The following is a 17,045-nucleotide window of genomic DNA, read 5'->3' as shown; positions in this document are numbered from 1 at the left end:
CGCCCCAGAGATCGCTGCGGGCGGAGGCGGTCAGTGGAGGTCAGTCGAAGCGGCGGCCGGCGCGCGAGGACAGCCGGTCGGCCAGCGCCCGCGGCACCAGCCCGCCCAGCCCGACGATGGCCTTGTACCGCGCCCCCGGCACGCTCACCTGGACCCCGCGCCGCAGGTCCCGCAGCGCCGTGTCGATCACCAGGTCCTGGTCGAGCCACATGAAGCCGGGGATGCCGGAGACGTTCATGCCCGCCCGCTCGTGGAACTCGGTGCGCACGAACCCCGGGCACAGCGCCATGACGTACACGCCCCGGCCGCCGAGATCGCGCATCACGGCCTGGCTGAACGACACCACCCACGCCTTGGAGGCGCCGTAGGTGCCCCGGGAGAAGAACGCCGCCACCGACGCCACGTTGATGACGCCGCCCCGGCCGCGCTCCAGCATGCCCGGCAGGGCGGCCGAGGTCAGCCGCAGCACCGCCTCGCAGTGCACCCGCAGCATCCTCACCTCGTCGGCGACCGGCACGTTCAGGTAGACGCCCCGCTGCCCGAACCCGGCGTTGTTGACCAGCAGGTCGACGCCCTTGCCCGCGCGGTCCTCGGCGGCCGCCAGCCCCTCGTCGGTGGCCAGGTCGGCCGGCAGCGTCTCCACGGCGACCCCGTACCGGCCGCGCAGGTCGGCGGCCGTGCGGTCCAGGCGTTCGATGTCGCGGGCGATCAGCACCAGGTCGAAGCCGTCGGAGGCCAGGCGGCGGGCGAAGCCCGCGCCGAGCCCCGCGGTGGCGCCGGTGATCAGAGCGGTCGGCATGTCCCCAACCTAACGCCGCGCGCGGAAATGCCGGGGATCGGGGCGGCGTGTCGCGTTGCGGTAGGTGAAGGTGAACCCCGGCCAGTTGTTGACGACCTTGCCGTCCTCGGTCATGTACCAGCTGTGGCAGCCCTGCTCCCAGACGGTCTCGCGCATCCGCCGGCGCATCCGCGCCTCGAACGCCTCCTGGACCTCCGGGCGCACGTCGATCCAGCGCAGCCCGGTCCGCCGCATCGCCTGCAGGCAGCCCAGCACGTAGCGGATCTGCGACTCCAGCATGTAGATGATCGAGTTGTGCCCCAGGTTGGTGTACGGGCCGTACAGCAGGAACAGGTTGGGGAAGCCGCTGACGGTGATGCCCAGATGGGCGGACGCGCCGTCCCGCCAGGTCTCGTTCAGCTCCCGGCCGTCCGGGCCGACGACCTTCATGGGGGCCAGGAAGTCGCCGGTGCGGAAGCCGGTGCCGTAGACGATCGTGTCGACCCGCCGCTCGGTGCCGTCCCGGGTGCGCACGCCCTGCGCGGTGACGCGCTCGATCGGTTCGGTGACCAGCTCGACGTGCGGCCTGGTCAGCGCCGGATAGTAGTCGTCGGAGATGAGGATGCGCTTGCACCCCATGGGGTAGTCGGGGGTGAGCGCCTCGCGGAGCGCCGGATCGAGGACGTGGGCGTGCAGGTTCTTCTGGAACCGCCGCACGACCGGGGCCATCAGCGCCGGGTACTTGACGAACCCGAGCGCCCGCGCCTCAAACAGCGCGTAGAGCGTGGCCCTGTTCAGCGGATACCAGCCGGGGACGGCCTTCAGCAGCCCCCGCCCCAGGCGGGTGTAGGCCCGGTCGGTCTTGTCGATGACGTACGGGGCCGAGCGCTGGAACAGGTACAGCCGCTCGACCCGTCCGGCCAGCTCGGGCACGAACTGGATCGCGCTGGCCCCGGTGCCGACGACCGCGACGCGCTTGCCGTCGAGCTCGGCGGAGTGGTCCCAGCGCGCGGAGTGGAAGGAGATTCCCGCGAAGGCGTCCCGTCCGGGGATGTCCGGCAGCGACGGGCGGTTGAGCTGGCCGCACGCGGAGATCAGGACCCTGGCGGTCAGCTCTCCGCCGGTGGTGGAGATCCGCCAGATCCCCGCGTCGGAGTCGAAGCGCGCCTCGGTGACCTCGGTGCCGAACCGGATGTGCGGCAGCACCCCGTACTTGCGTGCGCAGTGCCGCAGGTAGTCCAGGATCTCCGGCTGCGTCGCGTAGCGGCGGGCCCAGTCGGTCTTGGGCTCGAAGGAGAACGAGTACAGGTGCGAGGGGATGTCGCAGGCGGCGCCGGGATAGGTGTTGTCGCGCCAGGTCCCGCCGAGGTCGCCGGCCTTCTCCAGCACGGTCAGGTCGTGCACGCCGGCCTGCTTGAGCCGGATCGCCATGCCCAGCCCGCCGAACCCACTCCCGATGATCGCGACCTCGTACGAAGATTTCATCGGCCGTCCGCTCGTCCCGCGCGGCCCGCCGCCCGGGTGGGCCCGCCGTCGTGTCCCTAGCTGACTAGTAGGTCACTTACCGGCGGTCCTGTCAACGGCCGCCCGCCGCTCCCGGACGGGGACTCAGGTGTCCTCGAAGGTCTGGGGGCCGGCTCAGGTGTCCTCGAAGGTCTGGGGAACCATGACGCGCAGGGCGTTGGGCAGCAGGCCGACGGTGACCGGGGTGCGCCCGCGGATCTCCCCGTCCACGTCGATGTCCAGCGGCGGATCGGTGGAGACCCGTACCTCCCGGCTGGTGTTGAGGAACATGTCGTCGGCCAGCCGCCGCCGCGGCCCGGCCAGCATGTGCGCCACGGTGTCGGCGGCCAGCCGCAGCCGGGAGCGGTCGCCGAACCGGTAGACGTTCAGCAGCCGGTCGTCGGGGCTGGCGTCCGCGGCGAAGAGCCGCCCGCTGTGGTGGCTGCCGTTGGCAATGTTGAGCTGGTGGGTGACCATCTCGTAGGTCTTGCCGTTCACCTCGACAGTGGCCTTGAACGGGCGGTGCCGCAGCATCAGCCGGGCGGCGGTCACCCCGTAGGCGGCCCGGCCGATCCGGCGCTTGAGCTCGTGCGGCACCTGCTCGGCCACCGCCACCGACAGGCCGATGCTGACCATGTTGGCGAACACCTTGCCGGCCACGAAACCGACGTCCACGTCGGCGACCTTGCCCTCGCGCAGCACCCGGACCGCCCCGGCCAGGTTCACCGGCAGCTCCAGGCTGCGGGCGAAGTTGTTGGTGGTGCCCAGCGGCAGCACCCCCAGCGCCACGTCGCGCTGGGCCAGATGGCTGACCGCCTCGGCGATCGTGCCGTCCCCGCCGCCCACCACGACCAGCTCGGGCCTGCGGTCGAGCACCTCGCCCAGCACGTCCGGCAGCCGGGCCGGATCGGTGACCGGATGCACCTCCGCGAAGGTCAGGCCCGCCTCCGTCAGCAGCCGCCGGGCCTTGACGAACAGCCTGCGGCCGCGCCGCGAACGGGCGTTGACCACCAGTGCCGCCCGGCCCTGGCCGCGGATCGCGGCCTCCAGGTCCTGTTTGCTCCGCATGCCGCCGGATCCGCTCCCGTCCCACCGCCGCCGGTGCCTGTGCCATGGTGTCCCCCGCGCCCAGGCGGCCCGCCTGGTGCCACGGGCGTCCCGGCCGGGGCCTCCCGGCTCCGGTCGCGATCGGACTTTTGCATTTTATAAGTGCATATCTCCCCGTTGGCTTCCCGATGACCCAGGGCACACTCCGTAGTGAGCATGAGGGAGTGACCAGGGAGAATGCGGCGGCGGAAACGGCCTGGCGGGAGAGCCGCGGCGGGCGCGACGGCAGTGGCCGGCCGTGCGCTGGCCTGCACCGGCACGCTCGCCATGGCGGGCGCTTTGGCGGCGATGGGCTTGGCACGTTCCACCGCGTGGGTCATCGCGCCCGGCGGCCCCCGGGGACCGGCAGGCCCCGAAGGCCCTGAGGGCCCCGAAGGAGCGACAGGCCCCGAGGGGGCAGGCGGGGATCCGATGATGTCCGCACCGGACCCGGAGCGCGAGCCGGACGACGGCTACGGGATCCGGGCCGACGACGGGGCCGTCATCGTCGGGACGTGGTTCCGCGCCCCGCGCACCCTGGACCTGGCGATCCGCTCACCCGTCCTCAACGAGGTGGGGCGGGCCAGGCTGCTGCTCCCGCGGGGCTGGTCGCCGACGGCCCGCCGCACGTGGCCCACCCTGTGGCTGCTGCACGGCGGCCCGGCCACCGCCGGAGGCACGTCCGGCCACACCGCCTGGACGTCCGGCACGCGGATCGAGCACCTGACCCGCGATCTCGACGTGCTGGTCGTGATGCCGGACGGCGGCCGGTGCGGCGACCACACCGACTGGTGGAACCACGGCCACGGCGGCGCCCCGCGCTGGGAGACCTTCCACCTGTCCGAACTGCGGCAGATCCTGGACCGCGGGTACCGGGCGGGGCCCGAGCGCGCCGTCGCCGGGGTCTCGACCGGCGGCAGGGGAGCGCTGGCCTACGCGGCCCGCCACCACGGCCTGTTCCGCGCCGCCGCCTCGTTCAGCGGGCCGCTGGACCTGCTGCGCGCCGACCCCGCCGGGCTGGACGGCGCCGACCTCGTCCGGCTCGTCGCCGAGACCGGCTGCCCCGGTGTCGACTGGCGGCGGATCTGGGGCGACCCGGTCGGGCAGCGGGCGGTCTGGCGGCGGCACAATCCCTACGACCTGGCCGTCCGGCTGGCCGGTGTGCGGCTGTACCTCAGCGCGGGGGACGGCGACCCGGTCGAGGCGCTGGCCCGCAAGGGCACCGGCCGACTGGCGGGCAGGCTCAGGAGGCTGGGCATCCCCGCCACCGTCCACCTGTACGAGGGCCCCCGCTCCTGGGACCGCTGGGAACGTGAACTGCGTGCGGCGCTGCCCCTGCTGCTGGCCGAGATCAGCTGAGCCTCAGTGCCCGCAGGAGGTGCCGTCCGGACGGGGGCGGGGCCGGGGGACGGCCGTGGGGACATGGCGGGGACCGTGGGCGCCCGCGCAGTGGTCCCGCCCGTCCCACGGCGGCCCGGTGCCGTCCACGTGGTCCACCTCCAGCGTGGCGTGCGTGATCCCGTACGAGTCCGCGAGCATCCGCCGCAGGTCGCGGCGGACGGCGTGGCAGTCCCCGCCGGGCTCGACCAGCACATGCGCCGACAGCGCCGGGTAACCGGAGGTCACCTCCCACACGTGCAGGTCATGGACCTCCTGCACGCAGGTCCGGCCGACCATCCGTGCGCCGACCTCGGCGGGGTCGATCCCGGCCGGAGCGGCCTCCATCAGCACTCGCCCGGCGTCGCGCAGCAGCCCGTACCCGGCCATGGCCATCAGCCCGGCCACCACCAGCGAGGCGACCACGTCGGCGCGGGCGAAGCCGGTCGTCCACACCACCAGGCCGGCGACGGCGGTGGAGACGAACGCGTACAGGTCGTTGAGGACGTGCTGGAAGGCGCCCTCGACGTTCAGGCTGCCGCGGTCGGCCCGGCTCAGCAGCCAGGCGGCGGCCAGGTTGACGCCGATCCCGCCGAGGGAGGTCCAGAACACCAGCATGCCGTCCACCACCGGGGGATCGAGCAGCCGGTGGACGCTCTCGTGCCCGAGGCAGACCGCCAGCAGGATCAGCGTCAGCCCGTTCAGCTGCGCCGACAGGATCTCCGCCCGGCGCAGTCCGTAGGTGTAGCCGCCCTGCGGCGGGCGTGCCGCGATCCGCATGGCGATCAGCGCCAGTACGAGGGCGAGCACGTCGGTGAGCAGATGCGCGGCGTCGGACAGCAGCGCCAGCGACCGGGCGGCCAGCCCGACGGCCACCTCGACCGCCAGGAGAGCGACGATCAGCGCCAGCGCGCCGGCCAGCCGCCGCCGGTCAGTCGCCGCCGAGACGACGTGCCCGTGCCCGTGTCCGTGACCGTGCCCTGCGCCCAATCCCCGCCTCCCGATCAGCATGCTGCGCACTCCGGCGCCGGATTCCCGCGCCGCCTTCCCCGCGGGTCCCGGAACCGGAAAGGCGGCACGCTCGGCGATGAACGTGCCGCCGTCCCGGACTGGCGGCGGGGCTGGTCCTCCGTGGGGTGGCGTGGCCCCGACGCCCGTGGGCCGGGTCCGCCGCCGATCACGGGGAGACGCCGCCAGGCCCGTCCGCGGCCTCGGGCGGCGGGCTGGAGGCGTACCCGTTGGGCGTCGGCTCCGCGGGCGCCTCCGGCCGGCCGTCACCGGTGCCCGGCTCGCCCGGCCCGGTGCCCGGCTCCGTGATCCCCGGCTCCGGGGTGGGCCCGCCGTCCCCCGGCCCCGGGCTGTAGGGGGCGTCGGTCGGGACGCCGGTCGGCGACGGCTCCTGCGTCGGCCCGCCCGTGGGGCTCGCGCTCTCGCCCGGCGGCAGCGCGGCCGGCGGCCCGTCCTGCTCGCCCGTGGTGCCCAGCGGCCGGTTGAACGACATCGTGGCGCCAGGGTTGACCAGCGTGATGGACGACAGCGCGCCCTTGCCCCGGGCGCGCGGCCTGATGGTCGTCACCTTGCGGTCGCTGAACCCCCGCCACGAAGATCCGGTGTACTTCGCGTCGCGGGGATCGATTTCCCGGTCCGGGCCGGTGAGCGGATTTCCGCAATTGCATTTGACCACCGGTTTGCCGTATTCGTCTACCAGTACGGCCACCCCGGCCTGCAGAACGGCGGGAAGGCTCGTCGCCCGGCCGGCCCGATATCCGTGATTGGTGACCAGCGTATCCACGCGCAAGATCACCGGAGTGAGCCGGCCGACGTAACGGGGAAGATCGGCGACCTTGATCCGGTGCACCGCGGCCCACGCCTTCGCCTTGGCCGGATGCGAGCGCAGGAATGCCAGCAGTTTGGCCGGGTCGCAGGTGGCCACGTTACGGGTGCCCCCGTACAGCCCCGGGGTGTCGCCCTCGGCCTGCCCGCCGGCCCGCCGCCGGGGGGTGGTCCCCGCGCTGTCGGTGTTGGCGACCAGCGTGTACGCGTCCGGGCCGGGCGCGCCGACGGCCAGTCGGGTGATCGTGGCCGCCGCGGCGCCGCCACAGCCGGCCAGGCCTCCGGCCGCGGCCGCCACGGCGGCCACGATCGCCGTGCCGCGCCGCGGCGGCCGGGCGCGCCGGACGATATGCCCGGCGATTCCGGATGATCCGGAATTGGTCTCTGACATCGGCTCCTCCAGCCCTGGTCGCGCACTTCCTATAGTCTTTGATGCCTGGGCACAGCGATTTGTGCTGGGAAACGGGTGTCGATTTGCCATCGGTTTCCCGGCTGGAAGGAGCGCTGGTGATCCACCTCCCCCTCGAGCCGGGCGATCCGCGGCGGTTGGGCGGTTACGAACTGATCGGGCGGCTGGGCGCCGGCGGGCAGGGGACCGTCTATCTCGGCCGCCGTCCGGCCGGTCCCCAGGTGGCGATCAAACTGCTGCACGCACGGCTGCTGGCCGATGTCCGGGCACGCGCCCGTTTCGTCCGGGAACTGTCGGTCCTGCGGCGGGTCGCGGGCTTTTGCACCGCGCAGATGCTGGAGGCCGACATGGCCGGCGACCACCCCTACATCGTCAGCGAGTACGTGCCCGGACCGTCGCTGCGGGACCTGGTCGCCCGGCACGGGCCGCGCACCGGGGCCGACCTGGACCGGCTGGCCATCGGGTCGGTCACCGCGCTGGCCGCCATCCACCGGGCGGGCGTGGTGCACCGCGACTTCAAGCCGCACAACGTGCTGATCGGGCCGGACGGCCCCCGCGTGATCGACTTCGGGATCGCTCGGGCGCTGGACACCGGCGCCACCCAGACCAGCCAGGTCCTCGGCAGCCCCGCCTACATGGCGCCCGAGCAGTTCGCCGGCGGCGTGATCGGCCCGGCGGCCGACCTGTTCGCCTGGGGCGTCACCATGGTCTTCGCCGCCACTGGCCGCGACCCCTTCGGCGGCGGCCCGCTGCCCACCGTGATGTACCGGATTCTGCACGAGGACCCGGACCTGTCCGGGCTGCCCCCGCAGATCGCCCCGGTCGTCTCCGACTGCCTGGCCAAGGACCCGCAGAACCGCCCGACCGCCGAACAGGCCCTGCTCCGCCTCCTCGGCGACGGCGAGCCCGCGCCGCTCCCGGCCGGCCCGGCGACCCCGCCGGCCGCTCCGCCGGCCGCTCCGCCGGCCCAGGACCAGGGGACGGAGACCTGGGCCGGGGCGAGGCGTGGCCCGGGTTCTTCCGTGCGAGGGCCGGCGCATTTCGATGCGGCCGGGAGGGCCGGGGGCGCCGGTATGCCCTCATCGGCCGGGCGGGCCGGGGATGCTGGTGTGTCCTCATCGGCCGGGCGGGCCGAGGGTGCCGGTGTGCTCTCATCGGGCGGGAGGGCCGGTCCCGCCGGGCCGTACCAGCCCGATGGGCGGAGTGGGCTCGACGCGACGGCCGGGTTCGACCGGTCGGCCGATCACGGTCCGTACGGGGCGTTCGGCCCGGGGGCGTCCGGCGGCTCCGGTCAGGGGCGCCGGGACGCGGCGGCGGACCGGTATCCCGGGCAGGCCGCCGGCCGGACGGCCGGGGGACGGCGGGTGCTGCGGCGGACGCCGTCGCTGGTGGCGGGGCTGGTCCTGGCGGTGCTGCTGTCGGTGCTGGACATCGCCGCGCTGGGGATCCTGGTCGCGGCCCCGTCGCTGAGCGGGGGACGGCCGGTGTTCGTCGCCGCCGCCGGGATCTTCACGCTGCTGTCGATGGTCACGATCGTGGCCGCCGCGGTGGCCTGGCGCGGCGGCCGGGCCGCCGTACGGACGGTGATCGGCCTGCGGGTGGCCCGGGAGGCGCTGTGGGCGGTCTGGGGCGCGGTCGAACTCCAGGCCGAACTCGGCCGCGACTCCCAGACGCAGGCGTACCTGTTCCACGTCGCCGTCACGCTGGCGATGGTCGCCCTCCTGGCGCACGCGCTGCGCCGCGCCCCCCTGCGCTGACGGCGCACGGCGGACGGCGGGCTCAGGTCCGCCGTCCGGCCCAGTCCCCGAGGTCGCGGCGTTCGATCGCGGCGGCCATCAGGTCGGGGAAGGCGTCCGGGGTGCACGCGAACGCCGGGACGCCCAGCGCGGCGAGGGCGGCGGCGTTGTCGTGGTCGTAGGCCGGGGCGCCCTCGTCCGACAGCGCCAGCAGCACGACCACCTGCACGCCCGCCGTGGTCAGCGCCGCCACCCGCCGCAGCATCTCGTCGCGGAGCCCGCCCTCGTACAGGTCGCTGATCAGGATGAGGATCGAGTCGGCGGGGCGGGTGATGAGGCCCTGGCAGTAGGCGACGGCCCGGTTGATGTCGGTGCCGCCGCCGAGCCGGGTGCCGAACAGTACCTCCACCGGATCGTGCGACCGGTCGGTGAGGTCCACCACGGCGGTGTCGAAGACCACCAGCGAGGTCCGCAGCGCCCGCATCGACGCCAGCACCGCCCCGAATACGCTCGCGTACACCACCGAGGCGGCCATCGAGCCGCTCTGGTCGATGCACAGCACCACGTCCCGCCGGACGGCCTGCTGTCTGCGCCCGTACCCGACCAGCCGTTCCGGGACGACGGTGCGCCGGTCGGGCAGATAGTGCCGTAGGTTGGCGCGGATCGTCCGGTGCCAGTCCACGTCGGACGGGCGCCGGGGCCGCTGGACGCGCGCCGACCGGTCCAGCGCGCCGGCCACCGCCGACTTGGTGCGCTGGGTCAGCCGGCTCTCCAGTTCGCGGACGACCTTGCGGACCACGGCCCGCGCCGAGTCCTTGACTCGCTCGGGCATGACCTGGTTCAGCGACAGCAGCGTGCCGACCAGGTGCACGTCGGGTTCCACGGCCTTCAGCATCTCCGGCTCCAGCAGCAGCCGGGTCAGGTCGAGCCGTTCGATCGCGTCCTTCTGCATCACCTGGACGACCGTGGAGGGGAAGTAGGAGCGGATGTCCCCGAGCCACCGCGCCACGTTCGGCGCGGACTCGCCCAGCCCGCCCCGCCGCCCCCGGCCGCCCCTGGATCCCCGGTCGTCCCCGGACCCTTGGCCGTAGAGCGCCTCCAGGGCCGCGTCCATCCGGACGTCGTTCCCCTCCAGCCGCACCCCGGTGCCGTCGCCGTCCCCGAGCACCATCCGCCAGCGCCTGAGCCGCTCGTCGTCGTTCACGCGATCCTCGCCTCCCGCGCCGTCCTGAATCTTGAGATGTCGTCCGGGCAATACGTCATGCGGTGGACCGCCCGGAAACCCACGAGGCCATCCGCGTCTGACCAACCACCGGTCCCGTCACCGTCCCCGAGCACTGTCCACCGCTGTGGGAGCCGCCGGGCGGTGTTCATACGGGCCGCCCGAGGATCTGCGCGACCGTCCGGGTGGCCGGGAGGGCCCGCGCGAGGTCGAGGTCCTCGTCGTCGGCCGGGCGGGAGGGGGCGGTGGTGCCCAGCCTGCGGGCCTGCTCGCCGATGGCGCGTCGTTCCGGTGCCGCGTACTGGCCGAACGTGCGGCGCAGCAACGGCAGCACGTCGGTGAACGAGTCGGCGGACAGCCCGGTGATCCAGCCGTCCACCAGGCGCAGCAGTGCCTCGTCGTGGACGAGGACGAGCCCGCCGCCGGACAGGAAGCCCTCGATCCACGCGGCGGCGCGGGCGGGTTCGTGCCCGACGTGGCCGATCGACACTGCCCGTGCCATCCGGTCGGCGACATCGTCCAGCCGCCCGGTGTCGTGCAGCAGGCGGGTCAGTCGTCCTTCCACCAGTCCGTGCAGTCCGGGCCGGTCCAGCAGCCCGGCGAGGGTGTTCTGCCAGCGGTTCACATGGTCGGAGGCGGCCTCCTCCTGGCCGGGACGCGCCACCGGGCGGCTCTCAGCCGGTGCGTCCCGGCCGAGTGGGGCGGCTGCCGGTGCCGGGGCGGAGGCCAGCAGGGTCAGGGACTCGTGCACGGCGTCGATGTGCCGCAGCAGGTCGCGGGCGGCGTCGTCGTCGAGGCCGGACGCGGCCGGTGGCAGGCCCACGCAGATCCGCACGACCAGCCCGTCCACCACCGTCCGCAGTGGGCCGGTCGGGGTGCCCCGCACGTCCCCGTACCGCAGTGCTCGCACCAGCGCCGGCAGCGCCGCCATCAGATGGAGTACGTCCACGTCGGTGGCGGCCAGGTCGGCCAGCGAGCGCATCACCGCCGGCAGCGCGTCGCCGAGATCGGCCAGCAGGCAGCGCTCGGCGAGCGAGGTGAGGTCCGCCAGCGTGGCGGTCTCGGCTGCCAGCGCCCGCGCCCGCGCGTCGGCCGCGCCGAGCACCGTGGTGCCCCACACCCCGGCCTCGATCAACTCGACGTCGAACTCCGGCCGCCACGTCAGCGTCCAGGTCTCCCGGAACGTGCCCTTGGACCGGCCGCCGCCCGGCCCGGGCTCGCCCCAGGCCACGTCCAGCAGCCGCAGCCGGTGCAGCAGGCGGCTGCGTTCCAGGTCCAGGGGCTTGCGCAGGTCGAGATCGTGCTCCTTGGCCAGCGCCGACGGCTTGAGCCGCACCCGGCGCTGCTCGGCCTGCAGGTCGCGCTGCAGCGGCACCATGGGCGTGCTGTCGGGAACGGTCCCCAGTCGCTCGCCCACCGCCATCCGGTGCCGGATCAGTGCCAGCGGCGCCTCGGCGCCCTCGCACAGCACGGCACGGGTGGCCTCGGTGACCTCCTCCAGCCCGGCCAGCGGCCGGTCGCGCAGCGCGGCCAGGGCCTCGGCCAGCCGGACGGCCTCGATGACATGCGCCGAGGACACATGCAGGTCCTCCTCCCGCAGCAGCCGGGCCGCCGCGGTCAGCCACCGCTCGATCGGCCGGTCCGGCGAGGTGAACAGATGGTGGTACCAGCCGGGGGAACGCACCCCCGCCCCATAGCCCGACCAGTGCGCCAGCCGGCCATGCGTCCACGGCACCCAGGTCAGCGCCACCTTCTCCTTGGGCAGGCCGCGCAGCGTCCGGTCGTCCTGGCCCACCGGGACGGCCGCCCGCAGCGCGGGGACGTGCCAGGCTCCGCAGACCACCGCGACCCGCTCGTACCCCTCCTTGAGGGTGCGCCGCAGCGTCCGCCGCATGTACGCCTCGCGCTGCCGCTCGCGCCTGGCGTACGCCTCCGGGACGGCGTGACCGCCCTGGAGCGGCCGCGCCTCCAGGTCCTCGCGCAGCGTGGTCATCGCCTCGGCGATCGCCGGGAACGGCGAGGGGCCCTCCCCTCGGTGCTCGACGACGTCCTCCCACCAGCGTTCGGCGTCGTCGTAACCCGCCACTTGGGCCAGCCACCCGAGCGGATCCAGCCGAATCCGCTCGGTCTCATCGCCGTCCGGCTCGGTCGGTTCGGGCGCGGCTGCGGCCGCGGGCTCCGCGGGGTCGGCGAGCTGGTGGGCGGCGGGCAGGTCGCAGAAGCGGACGGGCACGCCCGTCTCCACGGCGTGGCGGATCGCCTGCCACTCGGGGCTGAACTCGGCGAACGGCCAGAACGCGGCGCGCCGGCCGGGTGCGTCCGGCTCGCCGCCGGGCGCGGTCCTGGCGGCGGTGTCCGCCGGGTAGGCCAGCAGTGCCACCGGGGGGACCATGCCCGGATCGGCGGCCAGCTCCACGATCACGTCGGCCTCGGGCGGTCCCTCGATCAGCACGACGTCGGGCTTGAACTCCTCCAGGGCCCGACGCAGCGAGCGCGCCGAGCCGGGCCCGTGGTGCCGGACTCCGTAGATCTCCGTCCGCGGCACTAGGAGACCTCGCGGCAGGCCCGGTAGAAGTCGCGCCACTCACCGCGCTCGCGGACCACGGTCTCCAGGTACTCCTGCCAGACCACCCGGTCCGACGCCGGGTCCTGGACGACCGCCCCGACGATGCCGCCCGCCACGTCGGCGGCGCGCAGCACCCCGTCGCCGAAGTGCGCGGCCAGCGCCAGCCCGTTGGTGACCACGGAGATGGCCTCGGCGGTGCTCAGCGTGCCCGACGGCGACTTGAGCTTGGTACGGCCGTCGGCGGTCAGCCCCGAGCGCAGCTCCCGGAACACCGTCACCACCCGGCGGATCTCCTCCAGCCCGGCCGGGGCCTGCGGCAGCTCCAGCGACCGGCCGAGCTGCTCGACCCGCCGGGCCACGATGTCGACCTCCTCGTCGGTACTGGCCGGCAGCGGCAGCACCACCGTGTTGAACCGCCGGCGCAGCGCCGACGACAGCTCGTTGACCCCCCGGTCCCGGTCGTTGGCGGTGGCGATCACCGTGAAGCCGCGGCGGGCCTGCACCTCGGCGCCCAGCTCCGGCACCGGCAGGGTCTTCTCCGACAGGATGGTGATCAGCGTGTCCTGCACGTCACTGGGCATCCGGGTGAGCTCCTCGACGCGGGCCACCATGCCCTCCCGCATCGCCCGCATCAGTGGGCTGGGCACCAGGGCCTGCTCGGAGGGGCCCTCGGCGAGCAGCCGGGCGTAGTTCCACCCGTAGCGGACGGCCTCCTCGGCGGTGCCCGCGGTGCCCTGCACCAGCAGGGTCGAGTCGCCGCACACCGCCGCCGCCAGATGCTCCGACACCCAGGTCTTGGCGGTGCCGGGCACACCGAGCAGCAGCAGCGCCCGGTCGGTGGCCAGCGTCGCCACCGCCACCTCCATCAGCCGGCGCGGCCCCACGTACTTGGGAGTGATCACGCCGCCGTCCGGCAGCGTCCCGCCGAGCAGGTAGGTGGTGACCGCCCAGGGCGACAGCCGCCAGCCGGACGGCCGGGGCCGGTCGTCGTGCTCGGCCAGCAGCGCCAGCTCGTCGGCGAACTGCTGTTCGGCGTGCGGCCGCAGCACCGTGTCCTCGGACGGCGCGGCGCCCGCCCGGTCGCTGGAGCGCAGGCCCCCGGCTTCAGCCATGAACGGCGGTCCTTTCGTCATGGGTCGGTTCGGTCATGTCGGTTGGGTCGATGTCGCTTGGGTCATGTCGCCTCGGCCAGGGCGGCCGGTGGCGATGCGTGCCACGACCGCCGCGGCCGGGTGCCGCGGCGGTCGTGGCGCAGGCGTCATGTGAGCTCCTGGAGCATCTCGTGGCGGAAGCGCAGGGTGTCGGTCAGCTCCCGCAGCGGCCACAGGTCGCCGTGCCGACGGGCCACCTCGTCGAGGCGGGGCGCGGTGTCCGGGGCCAGCCGGGCGTCGGCCAGCCGGCACAGCGGGGCCAGCATCCGGCCGTGCCGTCCGCCGCGGCCGCCGCCCTCATCGAGCGCCGCGGCCGCCAGCAGCTCGATCACGGCGTCGGCGAGCCTGCCGGCCCACGGCCCGGGCATCCGGTCCAGCAGCCGCAGCAGCTCGGGCGAGCCGTCCAGCCACCGAACGAGGTCGGCGGCCGCCGAGTCGCGCTCGGCCGGGGGCAGCACCTCCAGCAGATCGGCCAGCGCCTCGGCCTCGTCGGCCGGCACCACCCCGCCCCTGAGCAGCGCCCGCGCCCATTGCGCGTCACGCTGCCGGACCGCCGCCCGGATCCAGCCGACATGGACGTCCCGGGCACTTTGCTCGTCGCCGGCATCCGCCCACACGGAGGACGATCCTCCGGCTCCCGGAGCGCCGGCCGGGCGATCCTCGCGGCGCCCGATCGCCGCCGTCCGGCCGGGCGGCTCCCGGTCGGCATTGGTCACCGGCAGGCACACCACCTCCATCGGAGGTCTGCCCAGCAGGTCGGTCCAGGTCTCCAGCGGGGTGCGCGCCAGGATCTCGCGCAGCCACCCGGCCCTGGTGCCGACCGGGGAGCCCGACCGGCCGCCCGGCGCGAACGAGCCCGCCGGATGGAACGGGATGCCGTCGCGGGCCATCTCCTCGTCGTGCGCGTGCGGCGGCTCGACGACGATCCAGGTCTGCCGCCGCCCACGCACCGTGCGCTCCTGCGGCCACAGGCAGGTCCGGGCCCGTTCGGCCATCCGGTGGGCGTAGGCGGAACCGGGCAGCCGGGCCAGCAGGTCGGCCGCCAGCCGCCGCACATCCTTGGCGCGGTCGCCCAGCGCCTCCTCCAGGAACGGCTCGTCGGCGGGGGACAGCCCGTGCTCCAGCGTGGCCAGGAACGCGGCCCGGTCCGGGGCCGGCTCGCCCGCCCAGGTCTCGCGCAGCGTCCGCCGTGCTGCCGCCGGGTCGTGGCCGCGCAGCCGGGTTAGGTACGCGACCCGCTGGTTGCGGGTGCCGGTCTGCCAGACCTCCGGGTCGTCGTCGCCCGGATCGGAACCCTCGCTCACCAGGTACGCCCAGTCGGTGTTGCGCAGCGCCAGCCACACCCCGCGCCGCCCGGCCGCCCGCACGATCGACGGGCGCAGGGACCGGTCGGCCCGGCCGCGTTCGAGCAGGTCGGGCAGCAGCCCAGGGGGCACCCGGAGGCCGCGTCCGGCGGCGGCGTCCAGCCATTCCGGCAGTAGCCGCAACTGGTCGCCCGACAGGATCCGCGCCAGCCGCCGGGCCGCCGCCGGCGGCACCATCGGTGTCGTCTCACCGGGAGCGGGAGCGATGACGGCGTACCCGCCCGCCGTACCCGCCCGCCTTCCGGCCCGCCGCCGCACCGCCAGCACGGCGGCCTGCTCCAGCAGCACCCAGGCGGGATCCGCCTCCGGCGCGGCCTCACCCGCCCCCACGACCCCGGCCCGGCCGGACCCGGCCGCACCGCCGGGCCCGTCGCCCGCTCGCAGGCCGTCCGCGTCCGTACGGGATTCCGCCATGCCCGGCCCTGACGTACCGGCGTCCGGCACGCCCTCCAGCGGGGGGACGGTGAGCGGGGGAAGAGCCGGGACGGAGCGGCGCCGGGTGCCCAGGAGGGCGGCGCTGACGTGCTCGGTCCACGTGCTCATCGGGCATCCGGGACGGAAGTCCCCTGCTCCGGGAGGACGACGGGAGAGGTCATGTCGGGGCTGGTCGCCTTTCGCGGGTCGCGGTCGGTCATGGGCCGGGCGGTTCCGAGGAGGGGCGTCACAGGACCACCACGCCCTCCTGCTCGTGCCAGGCGGACAGGGGCCGCAGGCCGCGGGGGGACCACTCGCCGCAGAGGGTGAAACTGCCGCCCCCCGACACCGCCAGCAGGCGCCACGGATCGTGACGGGACTCGTTGGAGGGCGAGAAGTGCAACGGCAGGGCGTCACCGTGCTCGTCGACGGCGTGCAGGGTATCGGCGCGCACCGGAGTCTGCCGGGGGGTCGCGAGCCGGACACCCTCCAGGACGGCCGGCCAGCGGTCCAGCCAGGGGTCGCGGGCCAGCGCGTCGGCGTACTCCTGCAGGAGGCCGCCGACGGTGGTGCCGCGCGGGGCGGCGGAGACCGGGCCGTGGCGTTCGGCCACCAGGGCGCGCAGCGGCTGGGCGCCCGGGTAGAAGGCCAACTCGGCGTCGAACGCCGTGCCCACCACCAGGGAGGCGTCTAGCGGGCGGCCTGGCGCGGCGAACGACAGCACCAGGGCGGACCGCCCGGTGCGGATGCCGCGCAGCCAGGCCCGGCGGGTGGTGATCTGGTCCTGCGCGAGGTCGCGCGACCCCGCGACGTACCACTCGTCACGAACCCGCTCGCCGCGCAACACCTCCTCCTGCGGGACGGTGAAGCCGATCCGCGAGCGGACCGTCGCGCGCAGCGGCTCCGGCAGGTCGGCGCGGCGCCGGTAGGCACGGGCGAGCAGGGCCAGCAGGGCGTACTCCTCCAGCAGCCGCTCGGGCCAGCCGTCACCGTGCCGCAGTGCCGACAGGGACTTGACCTGCGCGGCCAGGCCGGGGGCTTGGGCGTCGACCAGACGGCGGGCGGCATCGTCCCACACCCGGTAGGGGGCCTGCTCGGCCCGGGCCAGGCCCTGGCCGACCTGGTCGCGCAACCACCGGGCCAGCTCGGCGACGCCGTCGTCGACCCGCTGCGCACGGCGCTCGGCGGTCCTGGGATCGGGGGCGCGGGCGGCGGTGGCGGTCCTGCGCTCCTCGGCCTTGGCGGCACGTTGCCGCCGCTGGTCGAGCCACTCGGCCACCCACTGCGGGCGGGCCGCCGCATCGACGGCGCCCTCGCTCCACAGCAGCAGGAGGCCGAGCGCGTGCTTGCACGGGAACTTGCGGCTCGGGCACGAGCACCGAAACGCCGGCTCCGACAGGTCGACGCACGCCTGGTAGGTGCTCTTGCCGCTGCCCTGGCACTCGCCCCAGACGCTGTGGGAGTCGCAGCCCGCGCCGCGCCACTTGGCCGGTTTGGCGACCCCGCCGGCCGCCTTGGCCGACGACGCGTCCGGTGCCAGCCCGAGAATCTGCTCCCGGCCCCAACGATCGTTCACGACCTCGAAACTATCGAGGCCCTACGACAA

The 17,045-nt window shown here is 74.7% G+C and carries 12 protein-coding genes; 2 read left to right on the top strand and 10 right to left on the bottom strand.

What is annotated here, in order from left to right:
- Positions 1 to 40: 40 nt before the first annotated feature.
- The 3 genes from C4U03_RS07970 to C4U03_RS07960 all read right to left on the bottom strand — a co-directional run bounded on the left by C4U03_RS07970 (position 41) and on the right by C4U03_RS07960 (position 3,349).
- Positions 41 to 799 carry an SDR family NAD(P)-dependent oxidoreductase gene (locus C4U03_RS07970; protein WP_103937045.1) on the bottom strand — a complete coding sequence of 253 codons (759 nt, stop codon included), beginning with the start codon at positions 797 to 799 and terminating at the stop codon, positions 41 to 43.
- A 9-nt stretch (positions 800 to 808) separates the two neighbouring features.
- A complete protein-coding gene (locus C4U03_RS07965) occupies positions 809 to 2,263 on the bottom strand; it encodes a flavin-containing monooxygenase (protein ID WP_103937044.1) in 1,455 nt (484 codons plus the stop codon).
- A 153-nt stretch (positions 2,264 to 2,416) separates the two neighbouring features.
- The gene (locus C4U03_RS07960) at positions 2,417 to 3,349 is read right to left on the bottom strand and encodes a diacylglycerol/lipid kinase family protein (RefSeq protein ID WP_103937043.1); all 933 of its coding nucleotides are present in this window, start codon (positions 3,347 to 3,349) and stop codon (positions 2,417 to 2,419) included.
- A 453-nt stretch (positions 3,350 to 3,802) separates the two neighbouring features.
- Here C4U03_RS07960 and C4U03_RS07955 point away from each other — a divergent pair, with 453 nt between their 5' ends.
- Positions 3,803 to 4,726, top strand: coding sequence for an alpha/beta hydrolase (locus C4U03_RS07955; protein WP_160146924.1), 924 nt, complete (start codon positions 3,803 to 3,805; stop codon positions 4,724 to 4,726).
- A gap of 3 nt (positions 4,727 to 4,729) precedes the next feature.
- On the opposite strand, the gene C4U03_RS07950 is transcribed toward C4U03_RS07955, so the two are convergent.
- Both C4U03_RS07950 and C4U03_RS07945 read right to left on the bottom strand, forming a co-directional pair.
- Complete coding sequence (locus C4U03_RS07950; protein ID WP_103937041.1) at positions 4,730 to 5,755, bottom strand: cation diffusion facilitator family transporter; 1,026 nt, start codon at positions 5,753 to 5,755, stop codon at positions 4,730 to 4,732.
- 166 nt (positions 5,756 to 5,921) lie between these two features.
- A complete protein-coding gene (locus C4U03_RS07945; protein WP_103937040.1) occupies positions 5,922 to 6,968 on the bottom strand; it encodes a DUF6777 domain-containing protein in 1,047 nt (348 codons plus the stop codon).
- 116 nt (positions 6,969 to 7,084) lie between these two features.
- Between C4U03_RS07945 and C4U03_RS41670 the strand changes: the two genes are divergently transcribed.
- Positions 7,085 to 8,743, top strand: a complete 1,659-nt coding sequence (locus tag C4U03_RS41670) for a serine/threonine-protein kinase (RefSeq protein ID WP_235017711.1) — start codon at positions 7,085 to 7,087, stop codon at positions 8,741 to 8,743.
- 22 nt (positions 8,744 to 8,765) lie between these two features.
- Here the strand turns inward: C4U03_RS41670 and C4U03_RS07935 are convergent, their stop codons facing one another.
- The 5 genes from C4U03_RS07935 to C4U03_RS07915 all read right to left on the bottom strand — a co-directional run bounded on the left by C4U03_RS07935 (position 8,766) and on the right by C4U03_RS07915 (position 17,015).
- The gene (locus C4U03_RS07935; RefSeq protein WP_200827168.1) at positions 8,766 to 9,893 is read right to left on the bottom strand and encodes a VWA domain-containing protein; all 1,128 of its coding nucleotides are present in this window, start codon (positions 9,891 to 9,893) and stop codon (positions 8,766 to 8,768) included.
- A 199-nt stretch (positions 9,894 to 10,092) separates the two neighbouring features.
- On the bottom strand, positions 10,093 to 12,489 hold the full coding sequence (locus C4U03_RS07930) for a DUF5682 family protein (RefSeq protein WP_103937038.1): 2,397 nt from the start codon (positions 12,487 to 12,489) through the stop codon (positions 10,093 to 10,095).
- Positions 12,489 to 13,622 (bottom strand): ATP-binding protein, encoded by a 1,134-nt coding sequence (locus C4U03_RS07925; protein ID WP_103937037.1) that lies wholly within the window; start codon positions 13,620 to 13,622, stop codon positions 12,489 to 12,491. The genes C4U03_RS07930 and C4U03_RS07925 overlap by 1 nt, the downstream gene beginning before the upstream one ends.
- 146 nt (positions 13,623 to 13,768) lie before the next feature.
- On the bottom strand, positions 13,769 to 15,568 hold the full coding sequence (locus C4U03_RS07920) for a DUF5691 domain-containing protein (protein ID WP_103937036.1): 1,800 nt from the start codon (positions 15,566 to 15,568) through the stop codon (positions 13,769 to 13,771).
- Between the two features lie 118 nt (positions 15,569 to 15,686).
- On the bottom strand, positions 15,687 to 17,015 hold the full coding sequence (locus C4U03_RS07915; protein ID WP_103937035.1) for an SWIM zinc finger family protein: 1,329 nt from the start codon (positions 17,013 to 17,015) through the stop codon (positions 15,687 to 15,689).
- Between the last annotated feature and the right edge of the window lie 30 nt (positions 17,016 to 17,045).

It is taken from the genome of Thermomonospora echinospora (assembly GCF_900108175.1).
Taxonomy (GTDB): domain Bacteria; phylum Actinomycetota; class Actinomycetes; order Streptosporangiales; family Streptosporangiaceae; genus Thermomonospora; species Thermomonospora echinospora.
This window is presented reverse-complemented; position numbering and strand designations above follow the sequence as displayed.